Consider the following 16,828-nt stretch of genomic DNA (forward strand, 5'->3'; position numbering starts at 1 on the left):
GAGGATTGGCCTCCGGGCCCCCGGAAGGAGCACTGAGTGGACAACGACGCTGGTAGCTGGTTCCTGAGCCGCGCTGAGCGGGGGAATCTGGCCACGGAGGTGCACTCAGGCGGTGCGGGTTCTCCATCGTGGTCCGACGGCAACCTCGTGCGGCCCTTGATTCACGGATCGAGCTACTTTGCCCGATTGCATGAAGAGCTGACTGCCTTGCGGGCGGGAGACCGCGTGTGGTTCACCGACTGGCGCGGCGACGCGGACGAGCGGCTTCTGGAAGACGGGCCGACGATCGGTGACTTGCTGGCCGGGCTGGCCCGCTCCGGGGTGGAAGTGCGGGGCCTTGTCTGGAGATCCCACGGAGAACGGGTATCGGCCCCGATGAGCGGGCGATCCAACGAACTCCTGAGTCGCAAGATCAACGACGCCGGCGGAGAGGTGCTGTTGGATCAGCGTGTGCGCCTGTTCGGCTCCCACCACCAGAAGATGTTCGTCATCCGGCGTCGTGACGATCCGTCGCGGGACGTCGCGTTTATTGGCGGTCTCGACCTTTCGCACAGCCGCCGGGACGACGCCGGCCATACGGGGGACCCGCAGGCGGTGACCATGGATCCGTGGTACGGGAAACGTCCCCCGTGGCATGATGCCGCGCTCGAACTGCGTGGACCCGTGGTGGCGGATGTGCTGGCAGTGTTCGCTGAACGGTGGAACGACCCCCATCCATTGGACCGGCGCACCCCGTACCGGATGCTGCTGCAGTGCCTGGCCCGCATGCCCCGGCACCCCGAGCCGCTCCCTGCGGCTGCACCGCCGCCACCGGCGGCCGGCCCCCATTCCGTCCAGCTCCTGCGCACCTACGGGGTGAAACGTCCGCCGTTCCCGTTCGCGCCCGAAGGGGAACGCAGCATTGCCCGCGGCTACGCGAAAGCCTTCGCCCGCGCCCGCTCGCTGATCTACATCGAGGACCAGTATTTGTGGTCCGCAGAGGTGGCGGCCGGAATCGCAGCGGCCCTCGAACGGAACCCCGAGCTGAGGGTGATCGCCGTCGTGCCCCGCTACCCCGACTCCGACGGTTCGCTGATGGGGCCGGCGAGCCGGATCGGGCAAATTCGCGCCCTCAGGATGTTGCGTCGGACGGCACCAGACAGGGTCGGCGTGTTCGACCTGGAGAACAGTTCCGGAACGCCGATCTACGTCCACGCCAAGATCTGCATCATCGACGACATCTGGTTCACCTGCGGTTCAGACAATTTCAACCGCCGTTCCTGGACCACTGACAGCGAGCTCACCTGTGCCGTAGTCGACACGACTACCGACGAGGGGGAACTGCCTCGATCCGATAACGGCCGCGACGCTTCCCGCCCGTTGGCCAGCGGGCTCCGGCGCCAGCTCTGGGCCGAACACCTGGGCTTGGACCAGGACGATCCCGTGCTCCACGACCCGGCGGCCGGGCTCAAGCTATGGAACGCCGCCGCCGACATTCTGGACCACTGGCATGAATCCGGGCGCCGCTCGCCCCGCCCCACCGGAAACGTGCGGCACCACACCCCGGAACCCGTGCCGTCCCTCCAACGTCTGTGGGCGGATCCGCTCAGCCGCTTCGTCGTGGACCCGGACGGCCGTCCCCGCCGGCTGCGCGGCACTACCCGGTTCTAGCAAGGAAGCACCACAGCGCCACACCATAACTGATTGCGAACCATCTCTTTCGACGTGCCCATGGCCCTTCGGCGAATCCTGGCATAAGGTTTGACCCACTACCCGCTGGATGAGGTGAGGGAGAACCATGCCGCTTGCTCGTGCTGTACATCGAATGGCCGCTCATCGTGCCTGTGTCCCCGCCGCGCCCCCCAGGGTGCCGGCATGCGGGCGGTGCGGCCCGGGGTTTCCCCTGACATTCCATGAGTATGTTCCGGCGGTCTACGCCGTCGATGGCAGCGGATTGCGGCCCCCGTCGGCAAGCTACAGCTGCGCACGGTGCGGTACGAAGGACAGCCATCAGGTTCCGGCGGGCTGGGCCCCTCCCGAGTGGCAGTGGTACTCCTAAGCCAGATACGACAGCGCTGCAGCCACCTGGGTTTGGACGCCTAGGGACAGGGTCGGGTCGATCACCGGTGCGAAGAGCGGCGAGTGGTTGGCCGGTATGTCCCGGGCCACTGTCCCGCGTTCGACGGCGGCCCGGTAGCTTCCGGGGTCCACGCCGCCCAGGAGCCAGAACGTGTATGGCACGCCGAATGCGTCGGGAATGCGGCTGAAGTCCTCCGACGCTGTCTGCGGTATGGCCTGGCGCACGGAGTCCGCCCCGAAGCGGTCCAGGAATGCGGCCCGGACCTTCTCCGTTACCGCAGGGTCATTGCTGGTGAGCGGGAACTGGTCGTAGTACTCGAAATCGGGGTCGTGCGGCGATCCGGCGGCGGAGCACTCGCCCTTGACTATCCGCTCGATGGCCGCGAGCACGGACGCGCGGACCTGGGTATCGTACGTGCGGATGTTGAGCAGGAGGGTGGCGCGGTCGGGGATGATGTTCGCCGTCGCTCCGGCGTTGAGCGCCCCCACCGTGACAACCGCGAAATCGCCCGGCTTGGTCTCCCGCGAGACGATGGACTGCAGCCGTAGCACGATAGAGGAAGCCAGCACCACGGGGTCAACGGACATATGCGGCATCGAGCCGTGCGCGCCCTTCCCGTACACGGTGATCCTGAGCGAATCGGCGGCGGAGAGGACAGGCCCGGCCGTGGTGGCGACCATCCCCGCCGGGAGCGGCATCACATGCTGGGCGAAGGCGACGTCGGGCCGCGGCACTTTGGCGACGAGTCCGTCGTCGAGCATTGCTTGGGATCCGGCTCCGATCTCCTCCCCGGGTTGGAACAGCGCGATGTACGTCCCGGACCAGGCTGTGCGGGCGTCCGCCATGAGCTTGGCCGCGCCGAGCAGTGCGGCGACGTGAAGGTCGTGCCCGCACGCGTGCATGACCCCGTCCACGGCCGAGGCATAAGGCAGCCCGGTCGCCTCGGCGACGGGCAACGCGTCCGTGTCCGCGCGGGCAAGCACTGTTGGGCCGTCCCCGTTTGCAAGGATTCCGACGACGCCGGTGCCCCCGACGCGGGTTACGTCATAGCCGAATGCCGCGAGTTTGCCCTCGACGAGCTTTGAAGTCCCCTGCTCCTCAAGGCTCAGCTCGGGGTGCCTATGAAGATCGATGTACGTGTCCCGGATCCAGCCTAATTCTGCTTCAAGGCCTGCCAGGACTGTTTCGCAGCTGTTCATGGATCATCGCTCCCGGTAGAAGTTCGGAGCGCCTGGGCGAGGCGGCGCAACCAGGAAACCCAGCATAGACCCGGAAACCGAAGCAGGGGAGTGCTCTTCGGCCCCACAGGTTTCTGCCGGGTCGCGAGGCGTCCGTCAGCTGTGAGCGGGGACCCTGTCTCCTGTGAGGAGGGAGTCGATGGCCGCCAATTCCTCTGCCTGGAAATCAAGCGTGGCCACGGCGCCCACGTTGTCCTCCAGCTGCTTCACGCTCGAGGCACCGACCAAGGCAGACGCCACAGTCGCGCCCTTGTGCTGCTCGCGCAATACCCAGGCAATGGCCATCTGTGCAAGCGTCTGGCCGCGCCCGGCGGCGATGCCGGCGAGGTCGTGGACGAGCTTCTTTTTCTGCTGGGTGAACGACGTTTCGGAAAAGAACCCCGTGGCTGCGCGGGAATCCTGGGGGATGCCTTGCGTGTACCGCTCAGTGAGCAGGCCCCCTGCAAGGGGTGCGAACGCGATTGTCCCCGCGCCTTCGTCTTCCAGGACGTCCAAAAGGCTTGGTTCGCCCTTTTCGATCCAGCGGTCAACAATGTTGTAGTTCGGCTGGTGGATCACCATGGGAGTACCGAGTTCCCGGAGGATTCTGGCGGCTTTGACAGTGTATTCCGCCGAGTAGCTGGAAATACCCGCATAGAGGGCACGTCCCGATCGCACTGCGGTGTCCAGCGCAGCCATGGTTTCCTCGAGCGGGGTGTCGGGATCGAATCGGTGGCTGTAGAAGATATCGACGTATTCCAGCCCCATCCGTTTGAGCGACTGATCCAGGCTTGAGAGCAGGTACTTGCGGGAACCGCCATCCCCGTACGGTCCGGGCCACATGCGGTAGCCGGCTTTCGTGGAGATGATCAATTCATCCCGGAAGGGAGCGAAGTCTTCTTTCACGTGCCGCCCGAAGTTGGTTTCGGCCGAACCGTCCGGCGTTCCGTAGTTGTTGGCGAGGTCGAAGTGGGTTATCCCGAGATCGAAGGCACGGCGCAGGATCGCCCGCTGCGTTTCGAAGGGCTTTTCGTCTCCGAAGTTGTGCCAAAGCCCCAACGATACGGCCGGCAGGCGCAATCCGCTGCGGCCGATCCTGCGATAGGGCATGGCAGTCTGTCCGGCTGATGGGTATCGGTTCTCGGAAGGTTGGTACGACACGGGTCAGTGTTTCCTTTCTTGCACGGGGAGTTGAATGGTGGCGAACCGGCTCCGGTCCTCCAGCGGCCGCGACCCCGCCTGTGCGTCGAGTTCGACGATCGAACGGACACCGTCTTGTTCCAAGCACGCAAGGTTGTCGCCGTCGTGCAGGCGGAAGGTGAGTTCAGCGGCGGACGTGCCGACGAGCTCGGCGCTGGACCACAAAAGCCTGCGGCCGTTGCCGAGGTCCAGGTTGCGGCCGAGGAGCAAGCCGCTCCGGGCAGGGAGGCGGATCTTCGCGCCGCCAAACGCCGGCTGCTCGTCCACGGCCACGGTGGTGGTGACCGGATAGCTTGCAAGGTTGAAAATGTTCAGCAATTCGGACTGATCCGCGTCCGACACCTGTGTGTAGGCGATCAGGCCCGGGGCGGACTCTGAAAAGTGCACCCTTGCCGTGGCGTCCAGGCGCCGGAAAAGTTCCCGATGGACCTCAAGGTCGCAGGGATAGTCCGCTCCCCACACAATTGCCCGTCCCCGTCCGACGGCGACCTCGACGGCGCAAGGTTCTCCGGTCTGGACCTCCCTCAATAGGGTTGTGGACCCCTCGGCATCGTAGAGCTGCGCCGAACCCACCCGGACTTCCGCCCGGGAGGGCAGTCCCGTGCCGTCGACGATCTTGACGGACGGGTAATAGTCGGTGGTCATCCCGAAACCATCGATCCGGTGGGCCCCCACCTCGCCGCTGATCCCGATGCCCAAGGCATCGGAGAGGGCAGTGCAGGGGGCGCCGTCCAGGTCGTGGGTCGGCAGCACCCCGGCGACAAGCAATTTCCCTCCACTAAGGACAAACTCTCCAAGCCTGGACTGGACATCGGCGGCCATATAGTGACCGCTCGCGACCATCAGGGTGGTGGTCGATTCCGGTATTTCGCCTGCAGGATTCGCCGCGCCGAGTTCGGAAAGCGACGAGAGGTTCACCGCATTGAAATCCAGTGAGGACAGCGACATGGCACGGGCGAGGATGTCCCGAGGCCCCATGCCCCGGTAGCGTTCGTGGTCCTCCCGGATCTTCTTGCCGTAGTCGTCTCCTGGGACAAGATATTCGGTGAGGTACTGGTCTGGAATGAATCCCAGGCTTAGCCCTGTGCGCCTGGGTCGGCTGGTGCAGATCCAGCGCTCGTAGGCCCGGAGCGTCCGCGCGGCATCCTGGATGGCGAAGTAGTGGGGCGTCGTTTCGCCTTCAGGCGTGAGGGGCGCGGCGAAGCCGTGCCGTTCTCCGGTGAAGGCGACCCGGTTGTTGCCGTCACCGACCGGCGCTTCCAGAGGCTTGTTGCGGCCGCCCGCGAACAAGTAGTAGTTCAGCATCCGGTTGCCGAGGGCCACAGCAAGACGGGTCTTGAGATCGGTGGCGTTCGGGGAGGTCTGGTTGGCCAGGTCCTCTCCGTAGTCGCTGCTCCCGGTTTCGAATTCAAGCGCCGCCAAGGGCTGGTTGGCGGGCTGGGTGGCGTGCGCAAAGAGGTTTCCGGTGACGAAGTCCGGAAGGTTTCCCGTGGTCAGCTCACCCAGGTACATGTCCGAGCCCGCCAGGATGGACTCCTCGCCGGCCCAGGTCCCCAGGAGCTGGGAAATACCGATGGGGTAGGTGCGGCCACGGCCCGCTGATGTGCCGTGGATGTTGATCAGGAAGGGCAAGCCGGTGCAGCCGTGCTTCTCCGCGAGGCCGACGAGAACCCGGGAGTAGGCTCGAAAGCGATGCCGCGAAAACCGCGCCAGGTCAAGCGCCAGCCGATGCTCCGAGGCCGGGTCCGAGGCGCCTCCTGCCCCGCCCCCGCCTCTCTGCAGATGTGCTGCGGCGGCAGCAGGGTCCAAGGGAAGCAGGGGGTACCGTTCGGCCAACTCGGCGGTCCCGTATTGCGATGCCAGCCATGCCGCGAATTCGCGTGCCACGGCGGGGGAAAGATCCGGGGAGTTGGACACCCAGCTGAGCATGCCGATTTCGTTGTCCAGCTGGACGGCGATGACATTGCCGCCCCGGTCGATATGCCTTGCGGACAGTACCGGGACGATGGCAGCGAACCAGCCCTCCACTTCGGCCAGGAATTCCGGCGAGGAATAGTCCAGGGTCCGGGTCGGATTTTCCGCCCCTCCCCAGCTGCGGGCACGGGTTCCCTCGATGCCGTAGAGCCTGTAGGGAATGCCTTCGTTTTTCAGCTCTGCCATGATGAACGGGCCGGGCCGGGGAATGGCATACAAACCCACTTCCCGGGCCGTGTCCAGGAAAGCCCCGACATCTCGCCACTCCGCCGAAGTGCCTTCGACATCGATGGTTCCATCGGGAAGTTCATGGACAAGCCAGGGAATGTACGTGGCGACCGCGTTGGCGCCGGCTGCCGCCAGCTGCTCCAGCCGTCTACGCCATTCACTCCGCTCCAGCCGGAAGTAGTGGACTTCCCCGGCGATGACCAGCGTGGGCCTGCCGTCGATCACCACCTGTTGGCGAACAAATTCAACAGTCATCAAATCACTGGTTCCTCACGTTGCCGGATTGCCCCTTGGCAGGATGCCAAGTTCGCTTTATAGTCATGTAACCGGTTACATACTAGAGACGCAGATCACATTTTGAAAGGGGGTTGTCATGACGCCGTCGATCACGATCCGTGACGTAGCACGCAGGGCCGGGGTGTCAGTGGCCACAGTGTCACGGGTAACTTCCGGAAATGCCAAGGTTTCCGAGGACACACTCAACCGGGTCAACGCCGCCCTGACGAGCTTGGGCTACGAGCCCAGCCGGCTGGGCCAGGCCTTGGCGCTGAAGCGTCACAACGCCTTCGCGCTGGTGCTTCCGGGCCTGGGCGGCGCCTTGTTCGCCGGCCTGCTCAAGGGCTTCGAAGCCACACTTGCTGGGACCGGGATAACGTTCCACGTCCTCGTCGCCCAGGACCCAGACCGCTTCCAGACGCAGCTGAAGGATCTGTCAACAAGGGTGGATGGCATGTGCGTCTTCGGCTCATTCGCCGGAGATGGCATCGTGTCGACCATCGCGGACCGGATGCCGATTGTTCGCGTTGCCGGAAACCCCGACGCAGCCACTCACAGCGTCAACGTCACCAACTTCGAAGCAGCCCGGGGCCTGACGAGGCATCTGCTCGGGGAGCACGGCCTGCGTGACCTGCTCTTCCTGGGCGAAGCGGCCCAATCGCCGGATGTCCAACAGCGACTCCAAGGGTTCCAGGATGCCCTTGCCGAGGCCCAGGTGGAGGTTCGGCGCCCCGCTGAACCGTGCAGTCTCACCGAGGCGGGCGGCTTCAAGGCCATGCGGGCAATTCTGGATCGCGGCGGGCGCCCCGAAGGCCTCGTCTGCGCCACGGATGAAGTTGCCCTCGGAGCCCTTCTGGCCTGCTCGGCTGCAGGCATCTCGGTGCCTGGCGACCTCAAGATGACAGGGTTCGATGACATCGAGCTTGCTTCACTGATCACCCCTTCACTCACCACGGCCCGGCAGCCTTTCCATGACATCGGCGCGCGGTCGGCGGAAATCCTGTTGGAGCGCGCCCGGCCGGCCCTGCAGGGCACCGGCATGGAATCCATGTGCCTCCCTACGGAACTGATCATTCGCCAAAGCTGTGGATGTTGACGTCCACGGGTTCGGCCAGACTATTCAAGGAAGAATATGAAAAAAACCACCAAGATTGTCCTGATGTGCACGGGTTTTGCCATGGTTCTGACGGGGTGCAGCCCCACCCAGACCGTGAACAGCGGGACGTCGTCGGGCAACGCCGGGATGATATCCCAGTTGAATTTCGGTGACTTCGGGGGAGGTTCCAACCCTCAGGTCAACTTCAATCCCTTTTCTCCCAACAAACTCTCCGGCACCAACCTCATCTTCGAATCGCTGATGACCACAAACCACGCAAACTGCGACAGCGTACCGGATCTGGCAACCAAAATGACCTGGTCCCAGGACTCCAAGACACTCACTTTCGACATCCGCGACAACGTCAAATGGAGCGACGGCAAGGCTTTCACCGCGGACGACGCCGCCTTCACGTTCAACCTCATGAAGAAATACCCGGCCATCGACAGCTTCGGGCTCTGGAAAGTCCTCACCGACGTCAAAGCCACTGGGAACACCCTCGTGATGAGCTTCAACACTTCAGGCATCCCCTTCCAGCAGCAGATCACCGAACAGATGATCGTTCCGCAGCATATATTCGAAACCGCCGGCGATCCGAAGACCTTTGTCAACGGGACCGCTATCGGAACCGGCCCGTACGTTCTGGGCACATTCAACCCGCGCCAGCTGACCATGAAGCGCAACGCCGACTACTGGCAGGCGGACAAGATCAAGGTCGAACAGATCCAGTACACCAAGGCCGACGGCGGCGGCCAGGTCGACCAGCTCAAGCTCGCCAACGGCGGCTACGACACGAACGCGATGTTCATTCCCCAGGTCGAGCAGGCTTACGTACAGAAAGATCCGGCCCACAACAAGTACTGGTTCCCTGCCGGATCATCGATCACCCTGGACATGAACCTGACGAAGAAGCCGTTCAACGACGTGAACTTCCGCAAGGCGATCTCGGGCGGGATCGACCGCAAGGCCATGATTGACAAGGCCGAGCTGGGATATGTGACCCAGGCCAGCCAAACGGGGCTGAAGCTTCCAATCCAGGATTCTTGGCTTGATCCTTCGGTCGCAGACAAGGGTATGGTCGCTTTCGACGCTTCCAAGGCCGACGCGGCACTCACCGCTGCGGGCTACACCAAGGATTCCTCGGGAACCCGTCTCGGCCTGGACGGGAAACCGTTGACCATGTCCTTCAAAGTCCCGCAGGGCTGGAACGACTGGGTCCAGGCGGCCGGATTGCTGCAGAACGACATGAAGAACCTTGGTATCTCGGTGGACGTCCAGACTCCGGCTCCATCAGTGGTTGAGGATGCCCGGGCCACCGGCAACTATGACATGGTGTTCGGCGTGCAGGGCGGGGAATGCAACATGTACCGCAATTTCGCCTTCCCGCTGGGAAGCAGCTTCAGCGCACCCGTGGGACAGAAGGCGTCCAGCAACTTTGCCCGCTGGCAGGACCCGCAGACCGACAAGCTCCTCGGCGAGCTCGCCGCCGCCCCGGATGCCGATAGCCAGCACAAGATCGTCAGCCAGATCCAACAGATCATGGTTAACCAGGTTCCGATGATCCCGCTGTGGTACGGCGCCGTGTGGTTCGAGTACCGGACGGCCAACGCCGTGGGCTGGCCCAGCAAGGATGATCCCTACGCCTATCCAGGAGATCAGCTGCTCTGGCTGACGCACCTGACGCCGGCCAAATAGCGGTATCGGATCCAGATGCTTTACTTCCTGCGTAAGACGGGATTGTTTGTGCTGACCCTCTGGGCTGCAGTGACGCTGAATTTTCTGATTCCGCGCCTGCAGCCCGGAGATCCGGCCGAAGCAATCGTCCAGAAACTTGCCGGCCAGGCCCAACAAGTCGATCCGGAACAGATCCGCGCCATCCGCCTCATGCTTGGCGTGCCCGACACCTCGCTCTGGAACCAATACTGGGACTATCTGAACGCGCTGGTGCACGGAAATTTCGGCCTGAGCTACGGATACTTTCCATACTCGGTGACACACATGATTGCCGAGGCGCTTCCCTATACCTTGACCCTGGTGGGAGTCACCCAAATCATCGCGTTCGTTGCGGGCACAGGCCTTGGGGCCTGGGCCGCCTGGCGGCGCAATACCAAAATCGACTCATTCATTTCCTTGGGGTCCACGTTCCTGAGCACCCTGCCGTTCTTCTGGATCGCGCTGATGCTGATTTACGTCTTGGCGAACACGCTTCACTGGTTCCCCGAAGGCGGCGCCTACAGCGGAGAAATCGTCCCCGCATTCTCCAGTGGCTTCGTTGCCGACCTTGCCTACCACGCGGTACTGCCGGCGCTTGCACTGCTGATCACCGGCTCCATCGGATGGATCCTGGGTATGCGCAACAACATGGTGCAATCGCTCGGAAGCGACTACACCCGCCTCGCCGTCGCGAAAGGCCTCAAGGAACGGCGCGTCGCCTGGACCTACGCGGCCAGGATCGCCCTGCTGCCCAACTTCACCGGCTTTGCCATTTCCCTCGGCGGCGTCTTCGGCGGCACCTTGATCGTTGAGCAGATCTTCTCCTATCCCGGGATGGGAAAACTCATGTACGACGCCATAGGCAACAGGGATTTCCCGTTGCTTCAGGCGATTTTCCTCATCACTACAGTGGCGGTCCTGCTGGCCAACTTCCTGGCTGACGTGCTCGTCGGTGTCCTTGACCCCCGCGTTAGGAGGCAGAGTTCATAATGACCGAAGTAGAAACCCTGGTCCCCAGGGAAACTCCCCCCGACCGGCCGGCGAAAACCGTCAAACGCCGCAACGGCTGGCAGGTCGTCTGGTCAAACGGCAAAGCGCGAACCGGAATCGTCATTCTGGCGCTGTTCGTGGCGGTGGCCGTCTGTGCTCCCGTGATAGCCCCGTTCAACCCTAAAGACTCGACTCTGCCCCCTGGTTTGCAGCCAGGTGGCGCCTACCTCCTGGGTACCACCAACCTGGGCCAGGACATCTTTTCCCAACTGGTGTACGGCGCCCAAGTTTCCTTGATTGTCGGGTTGTTGGCAGGCGTCGTGGTCACACTGATCGCGTTGGTCATCGGCCTGGTCGCAGGCCTGCTCCAAGGGGTCGTGGATGAGATCCTGAGCTTCTCCATCAACCTGGCGCTCGTGGTCCCTGCCCTGCCGCTCATGGTGACCATCGCAGCCTATTCACCGGTTCACGGCCTGTCCCTGATCATCTTCGTGATCGCCCTGACAGGTTGGGCCTGGGGCGCCCGGATGAAGCGCGCCCAGGTCCTGCTGTTGCGAAGCCAGGACTTCGTGACAGCGGCACGGTTTTCCGGCGACGGGCTGTGGCGCATCGTCTTCCGCGAACTCGTGCCCAACATGGTCTCGCTGGTGGTGGCTGGATTCATGGGCGCTGCCATCGGGGCGATTGGCGCCGAGGCGGGGTTGTCCTTCCTTGGCTTGGGCGACCCGTCCACGGTGAGCTGGGGGAGCATGTCCTACTGGGCAAACTCGAACGGGGCCATGTTGACCGGGCAATGGGCCTGGCTCCTTGCCCCCGGCCTTGCCCTGTCCTTGCTCATCACCGCGCTCACGCTGATCAACTTCGGCATTGACGCGCTATCGAACCCGCAATTGCGTGAGGAATAAGATGCCCGCCGCGAACAGCATTGATGAACCGATCCTGACCGTCAAGGATCTGAATATTTCCTTTGTCTCCAAGTACCGGGATGACCGCCAGGTCATCCGCAATGTCGGGTTCGAGATCCGTCCTGGCGAATTCGTTGGTCTCCTTGGCGAATCCGGATCAGGCAAATCCACCCTTGGCAACGCCATTCTGAATCTCCTCACTCCCACAGCGAGGGTTACTTCCGGAGAGCTGCTGTACAGAGGCAGGAACCTTTTCACCATTCCGGCGGAAGACCTGCGGATCCTGCGGTGGTCTGAAATCTCGACCGTCTTCCAGTCCTCCATGGCGTCTTTGAACCCGGTGATGACTGTGCGTGCCCAGATGGAGGACGTCTTTGCCGCCCACCGTGGTGCCTCTGGCGCGAAACGGGAGATGACGGTTGAAAAATCCCTCGACTTGGTGAGCATCGACCACAAATACCTCGACTTCTATCCCCACCAGCTCTCCGGCGGAATGAAGCAACGCGTCGCTTTGGCGATGTCCGTGCTCCTGTCCCCGGACCTTATCGTCTTCGACGAACCCACCACGGGGCTGGACGTCGTGGTCCAGAAGTCAATCTTGTCCAGGCTGAAGACCTTGCAGGAGAGCATGAAATTTGCTGTGCTCTTCATCAGCCACGACCTGGGCACGGTTATGGAAATGGCCGACCGGGTGATGATCATGTATGCCGGGGAGGTTGTCGAAAATTCCCCGGCAGCCGATGCGTTGTCCGGAGTGGCCCATCCCTACACGATCGGGCTGCTCGGTTCCTACGCCGACCCTCGCGACGCGGAGATCAATATCCGATACATACCGGGCCGCCCGCCGAGCCTTGACTCGGTTCCGGTCGGTTGTGCTTTTGCGGACCGGTGCGGCCTGGCCACGCAGGAGTGCCGGGAACCAAAGATTCCGACGGCGGAAATCGACTCCCCGGCGGGACACCGCTCCATCAAATGCGTGCTCTTCGGATCCGAAACCAGTGATCCATTGCCCGCACCGACGATCTTCGACGAGGTCGGCCAACAGATCGACGTCCATCACGCAGCTCTTGGCGCCGGCGAAGTGGTCTGCAGGGTCGAGGACCTGAACAAGACCTACTCGACGCGCAAGGGCCTGAAACACACCGAGAACCACGCTGTAATAGGCGTCGGTTTCGAGCTCAGGAAAGGCTCGGTGACGGCCCTTGTTGGACAAAGCGGATCGGGCAAGACCACTATCGGGCGGATTCTCACTGGCGTTGAAAAGCCCAGTTCGGGAACGGTCACCGTTGCCGGCGTGGATGTCGGGTCGCTGAAGCGTCGGACCCTCCGGAACTACCGGAGCAAAGTCCAGCTGATTTTCCAGGACCCGTTCCAGGCGCTCAACCCGGCTTCCTCCGTTGGCTACGCCATCTCCCGGCCCCTCGTGAATCACAGAAAACTTCGGGGGAGCGAAGTGCGTGAGGAGGTGGACAGGATTCTGGGCCAAGTCGGACTGACACCGCCTAGCGAATATCGTGACCGGCTGCCCCACGAGCTCTCCGGCGGCCAAAGACAGCGGGTGGTCATCGCACGAGCCCTGGCCGCGCAGCCTGAGATTATCGTCGCCGACGAACCCATTTCCATGCTCGATGTGTCCATTCGTGCCGAGATCCTCCAGGTCCTCAACGAACTCACACGTTCCAACGGCATCGCCATGCTCTACATCACCCATGACCTGCTCAGCGCACGATTGATCGCGGACGAAATACTCGTCCTCCACGAAGGGAAGATCGTCGAGACGGGCAGCACGAACCAAGTGCTCACCCAGACCCGCCATGACTACACCAAATTGCTCCTGTCCTCGATCCCGAATCCCTGGCAATCCCGTCGAAACGTCCCTTCGATTCCCGCAGCCTCAAGTACTTCTGCCCGGGCCTAGCGCCTGAAATTCAACAGAAAGCCATCAACTTATGATTCCCACCACCGGCCTGCAGACCCTCACCGCCCCTGACGGAACAAAGTTCCGGGACCTGAACGGCAACGGGGTCATGGACCCCTTCGAGAACCCGCACCTCAGCGCTGAAGAGCGCGTGGCGGACCTGATACCAAGGCTCAGCCTCGAAGAGAAGGCCGGCCTCATGTTCCACACAGTGATCGAGACCGGCCCCGAAGGCACACTCCTTGAACGGCCAGGCAACATCAGCAAATCCGCCACGAGCGTCGTGATCCTCGACAAGAAAATGAACCACTTCAACGTTCATGCCCTCGGAACTCCGAGGGAAGCCGCGCGCTGGAGCAACGCTCTCCAGAAGCTCGCGGAAGGAAACCCCCACGGTATCCCGGTCACCATCTCCACGGACCCCCGCCACGCCTTCATCGAAAACTCCGGCGTGTCCTTCAAAGCCAACCATTTCTCGCAATGGCCCGAACCAATCGGACTGGCCGCCACGGGTGACCGGGCGCTAATCCGGCGCTTCGCCGACATAGCGCGGCAGGAATACACCGCCGTCGGCATTCGGGCCGCGCTGCACCCGACCGTCGACCTCTCCACGGAACCGCGATGGGCGCGGCAGGCCGGAACCTTTGGACAGGACTGGCAACGGACTTCGGACTTCGCGACGGCCTATCTCGAAGGGCTCCAAGGCGGAAAACTTTCCGCGGACTCTGTTGCATGCACCACCAAGCACTTTCCCGGCGGAGGACCGCAGAAAGACGGCGAGGACGCTCACTTCCCCTACGGCCGCGAACAGACATACACCGGCGGCCGTTTCGGGGAACACCTGGAACCGTTCAAGACCGCGATCGCCCACAACACCAGCGCGATCATGCCCTATTACGGCATGCCGGTGGGCCTCGAAATCGACGGCGAACCCGTCGAAGAAGTGGGCTTCGGATACAACAAGCAAATCATCACGGGCCTCCTCAGGGAAAAGCTCGGCTACGACGGCGTGGTCCTCAGCGACTGGGAACTCGTCAACGACAACATCGTGGGGGATCAGGTACTGCCCGCGCGTGCCTGGGGCGTGGAGCACCTCACGGCACCGCAACGCATGCTCAAGATCCTCAACGCCGGCGTCGACCAGTTCGGCGGGGAGGAATGCACCGGGCTGCTCATCGATCTTGTCCGGGAAGGGCTCGTCGATGAAGGGCGTCTCGACGAGTCGGTCCGAAGGCTCTTGCTGGTGAAGTTCCGATTGGGACTCTTCGACAACCCCTACGTGGACGAGGATGCCGCCGCCGAAACAGTCGGGAACCCGCGGTTCCAGCAGGAAGGGCACAACGCACAGGCCCAGTCGGTGACAATCCTGACCAATCAATCCACCGGGAACGGCCAGTCCCTCCCCATGCGCCCGGGACTGAACATCTATCTGGAAGGGATGAACCCTGCCAGTCTGGAGGGATTCGCCACCCCTGTCACTGATCCAGAATCAGCCGATGTGGCCATCGTCCGGCTCCACGCTCCCTGGGATCATCGCGATGATCTTTTCCTCGAAGCGTGGTTCCATGCCGGATCGCTGGAATTTCCCCCAGGACTCATCCACCGCCTGCGCACACTCGCCCAAAAGGTCCCCCTGATCATCGATGTCGCGCTGGACCGCCCCGCGATCCTGACCCCCCTCGTCGACATCGCAGCCGCCCTGACCGGCACCTTCGGAGTCTCGGACAAGGCATTCGTTGATGCAATCACCGGCGTCATCCCGGCCCGGGGGAGGCTTCCCTTCGAGATCCCCGCTTCCATGGACGGTGTCAGGACGTCGCGACCGGACGTTCCCGGAGACACCGGCGTACCGCTGTTTGCCTTCGACCACGGACTGGCCCTGCCGGTTCGCGACCTCCAGGTGAAGGCATGATGGCCCGGCCCGTGGGTCTCGCCGTACGATGCACACGAGCGTAAGCGGCCTGTCGGCGCATCCGGTCCGCAAGGCCGCCCAGTCAAGTCCCGTTTCGACGGACCTCGGCATTTTCGCGCCTCCCGCGCGCGGCCGGATGTACGGCATGGAGTTGGGTGCACATCACGAAGCGACGGTCCGACACCACGTCGAGAACTGCCTTGCGTCGTTCTGCGCCGCACTCGATGGAGGAGACGAGGACGCATTTTTGGAGCTCCTCGGGGGGACTCCAACCTCGCTCAACGGCGCCTTTCCGTCCGATGCGCCAGCTGACCTCAAGGAGCTCTACCGGGTTCTGGCGCCGCCTGTCCACCTTCGAAGTGTCCATGTTTTTCACAATCTTCAAATCCACGTCGAAGGAAGCGAGGCCCGCTACACGGCAATCTTTCAACGGTGGACCGCGGGAAGCAGTCCGAGTTGCCTCAATATCGGATACTTCTCCGGGAGCCTGACTGCCGGCCCGCAGGTCTGGTCCTGGACACGGCACGGCGTCACATCCACCGCGGCTGGGCGCCGAGAGGGCATCTGACGGCAGTCCGCAGTCCGGACACTGCCGTGATCTGCCATCCTGGCAGCCCAATCGGTGCTAGTCGGCGAGGATGTGGTAGAGCGCTCGCCGGGCTTCGTCGATCTTTTCCATGGCCGCCGTGCGCTGCTCGTCTGTTGCGGCGAAGCGGAATTGGTGGATGACCCCCATGAGCTTTGCGACGCTCTGGTGAAACGCGGGTCCTGATCCCTCCGGATCGGTGTTCCACGCATTTTCCAGCTCCTCGGAATGCTCCGCTACATATGCCTTACCGGCATCGGTCAGTGTGAACTCTGTCCGCCGGCCTTCGCCGACGGGTGCAATGAGCTCCTCGTCAACGAGCTGCTGCAGCGTCGGATAGACCGAACCCGGGCTGGGGCGCCACGATCCGGATGTCTTCTCGGCAATTGTCTTGATGAGGCCATATCCATTGGATGGCGCTTCGGCCAGCAGGGAGAGGATCGCGAAACGAACGTCGCCCTTATTGGCCCGGCGCGGGCCGCCGGGACCAAAGCCTGGTCCAATCCCCGGCCCGAATCCCGGTCCGAAACCGCGCCCCGGCCCAAACCCGCGGCCGGGTCCGAATCCTCCGTGACCGTGGGGTCCGCGACGGCTCCGGCCGCGTCCGAAGCGTTCCATGTCCGGACCGCAATCTGTGTGCTTGTTGTCGTGAATGCCTTTCATAACGGCATCGTCCTTTCGGTGTTGTGCAGGTGCCCCGGAGGGCCGCAGTTTGTTCTGCGATACTTAACGATATATCGCTGACTGTCGTTAA

General features: G+C 63.0%; 12 protein-coding genes. 8 read left to right on the forward strand and 4 right to left on the reverse strand.

All coding sequences use genetic code 11. The features are described 5' to 3' along the window. Positions 1-36: 36 nt before the first annotated feature. Complete coding sequence (locus KNN17_RS06765; protein WP_241708032.1) at positions 37-1,650, forward strand: phospholipase D family protein; 1,614 nt, start codon at positions 37-39, stop codon at positions 1,648-1,650. A gap of 384 nt (positions 1,651-2,034) precedes the next feature. Here KNN17_RS06765 and KNN17_RS06770 read toward each other — a convergent pair whose 3' ends face one another. From KNN17_RS06770 to KNN17_RS06780, 3 genes are all read right to left on the reverse strand, one after another. Further along, positions 2,035-3,258: an amidohydrolase gene (locus tag KNN17_RS06770; protein WP_241708033.1), complete on the reverse strand. Its 1,224-nt coding sequence runs from the start codon at positions 3,256-3,258 to the stop codon at positions 2,035-2,037. A gap of 135 nt (positions 3,259-3,393) precedes the next feature. Next, complete coding sequence (gene mgrA / locus KNN17_RS06775; protein ID WP_284762511.1) at positions 3,394-4,437, reverse strand: L-glyceraldehyde 3-phosphate reductase; 1,044 nt, start codon at positions 4,435-4,437, stop codon at positions 3,394-3,396. 3 nt (positions 4,438-4,440) lie between these two features. Next, positions 4,441-6,933, reverse strand: a complete 2,493-nt coding sequence (locus KNN17_RS06780; protein WP_241708034.1) for a beta-galactosidase — start codon at positions 6,931-6,933, stop codon at positions 4,441-4,443. Positions 6,934-7,051: 118 nt separating this feature from the next. Here KNN17_RS06780 and KNN17_RS06785 point away from each other — a divergent pair, with 118 nt between their 5' ends. Genes KNN17_RS06785 through KNN17_RS06815 form a run of 7 tightly spaced genes read left to right on the forward strand, consistent with a single transcriptional unit; the run spans position 7,052 to position 16,056 of the window. Further along, positions 7,052-8,050: a LacI family DNA-binding transcriptional regulator gene (locus KNN17_RS06785; RefSeq protein ID WP_241708035.1), complete on the forward strand. Its 999-nt coding sequence runs from the start codon at positions 7,052-7,054 to the stop codon at positions 8,048-8,050. 36 nt (positions 8,051-8,086) lie between these two features. After that, on the forward strand, positions 8,087-9,745 hold the full coding sequence (locus KNN17_RS06790; protein ID WP_241708036.1) for an ABC transporter substrate-binding protein: 1,659 nt from the start codon (positions 8,087-8,089) through the stop codon (positions 9,743-9,745). 15 nt (positions 9,746-9,760) lie between these two features. Next, complete coding sequence (locus tag KNN17_RS06795) at positions 9,761-10,753, forward strand: ABC transporter permease (protein WP_241708037.1); 993 nt, start codon at positions 9,761-9,763, stop codon at positions 10,751-10,753. After that, the gene (locus tag KNN17_RS06800; RefSeq protein WP_241708038.1) at positions 10,753-11,658 is read left to right on the forward strand and encodes an ABC transporter permease; all 906 of its coding nucleotides are present in this window, start codon (positions 10,753-10,755) and stop codon (positions 11,656-11,658) included. Before KNN17_RS06795 ends, KNN17_RS06800 begins: the two co-directional genes overlap by 1 nt. Position 11,659: 1 nt before the next feature. Further along, positions 11,660-13,576 carry an ABC transporter ATP-binding protein gene (locus KNN17_RS06805; RefSeq protein ID WP_241708039.1) on the forward strand — a complete coding sequence of 639 codons (1,917 nt, stop codon included), beginning with the start codon at positions 11,660-11,662 and terminating at the stop codon, positions 13,574-13,576. A gap of 31 nt (positions 13,577-13,607) precedes the next feature. After that, positions 13,608-15,488, forward strand: a complete 1,881-nt coding sequence (locus tag KNN17_RS06810) for a glycoside hydrolase family 3 protein (RefSeq protein ID WP_241708040.1) — start codon at positions 13,608-13,610, stop codon at positions 15,486-15,488. 28 nt (positions 15,489-15,516) lie between these two features. Further along, positions 15,517-16,056 carry a hypothetical protein gene (locus tag KNN17_RS06815; protein ID WP_241708041.1) on the forward strand — a complete coding sequence of 180 codons (540 nt, stop codon included), beginning with the start codon at positions 15,517-15,519 and terminating at the stop codon, positions 16,054-16,056. A 57-nt stretch (positions 16,057-16,113) separates the two neighbouring features. Here the strand turns inward: KNN17_RS06815 and KNN17_RS06820 are convergent, their stop codons facing one another. Continuing rightward, complete coding sequence (locus tag KNN17_RS06820; RefSeq protein ID WP_241708042.1) at positions 16,114-16,737, reverse strand: PadR family transcriptional regulator; 624 nt, start codon at positions 16,735-16,737, stop codon at positions 16,114-16,116. Between the last annotated feature and the right edge of the window lie 91 nt (positions 16,738-16,828).

The sequence above is a fragment of the Arthrobacter bambusae genome (assembly GCF_022606295.1).
GTDB classification, from domain to species: Bacteria; Actinomycetota; Actinomycetes; order Actinomycetales; family Micrococcaceae; genus Arthrobacter; species Arthrobacter bambusae_A.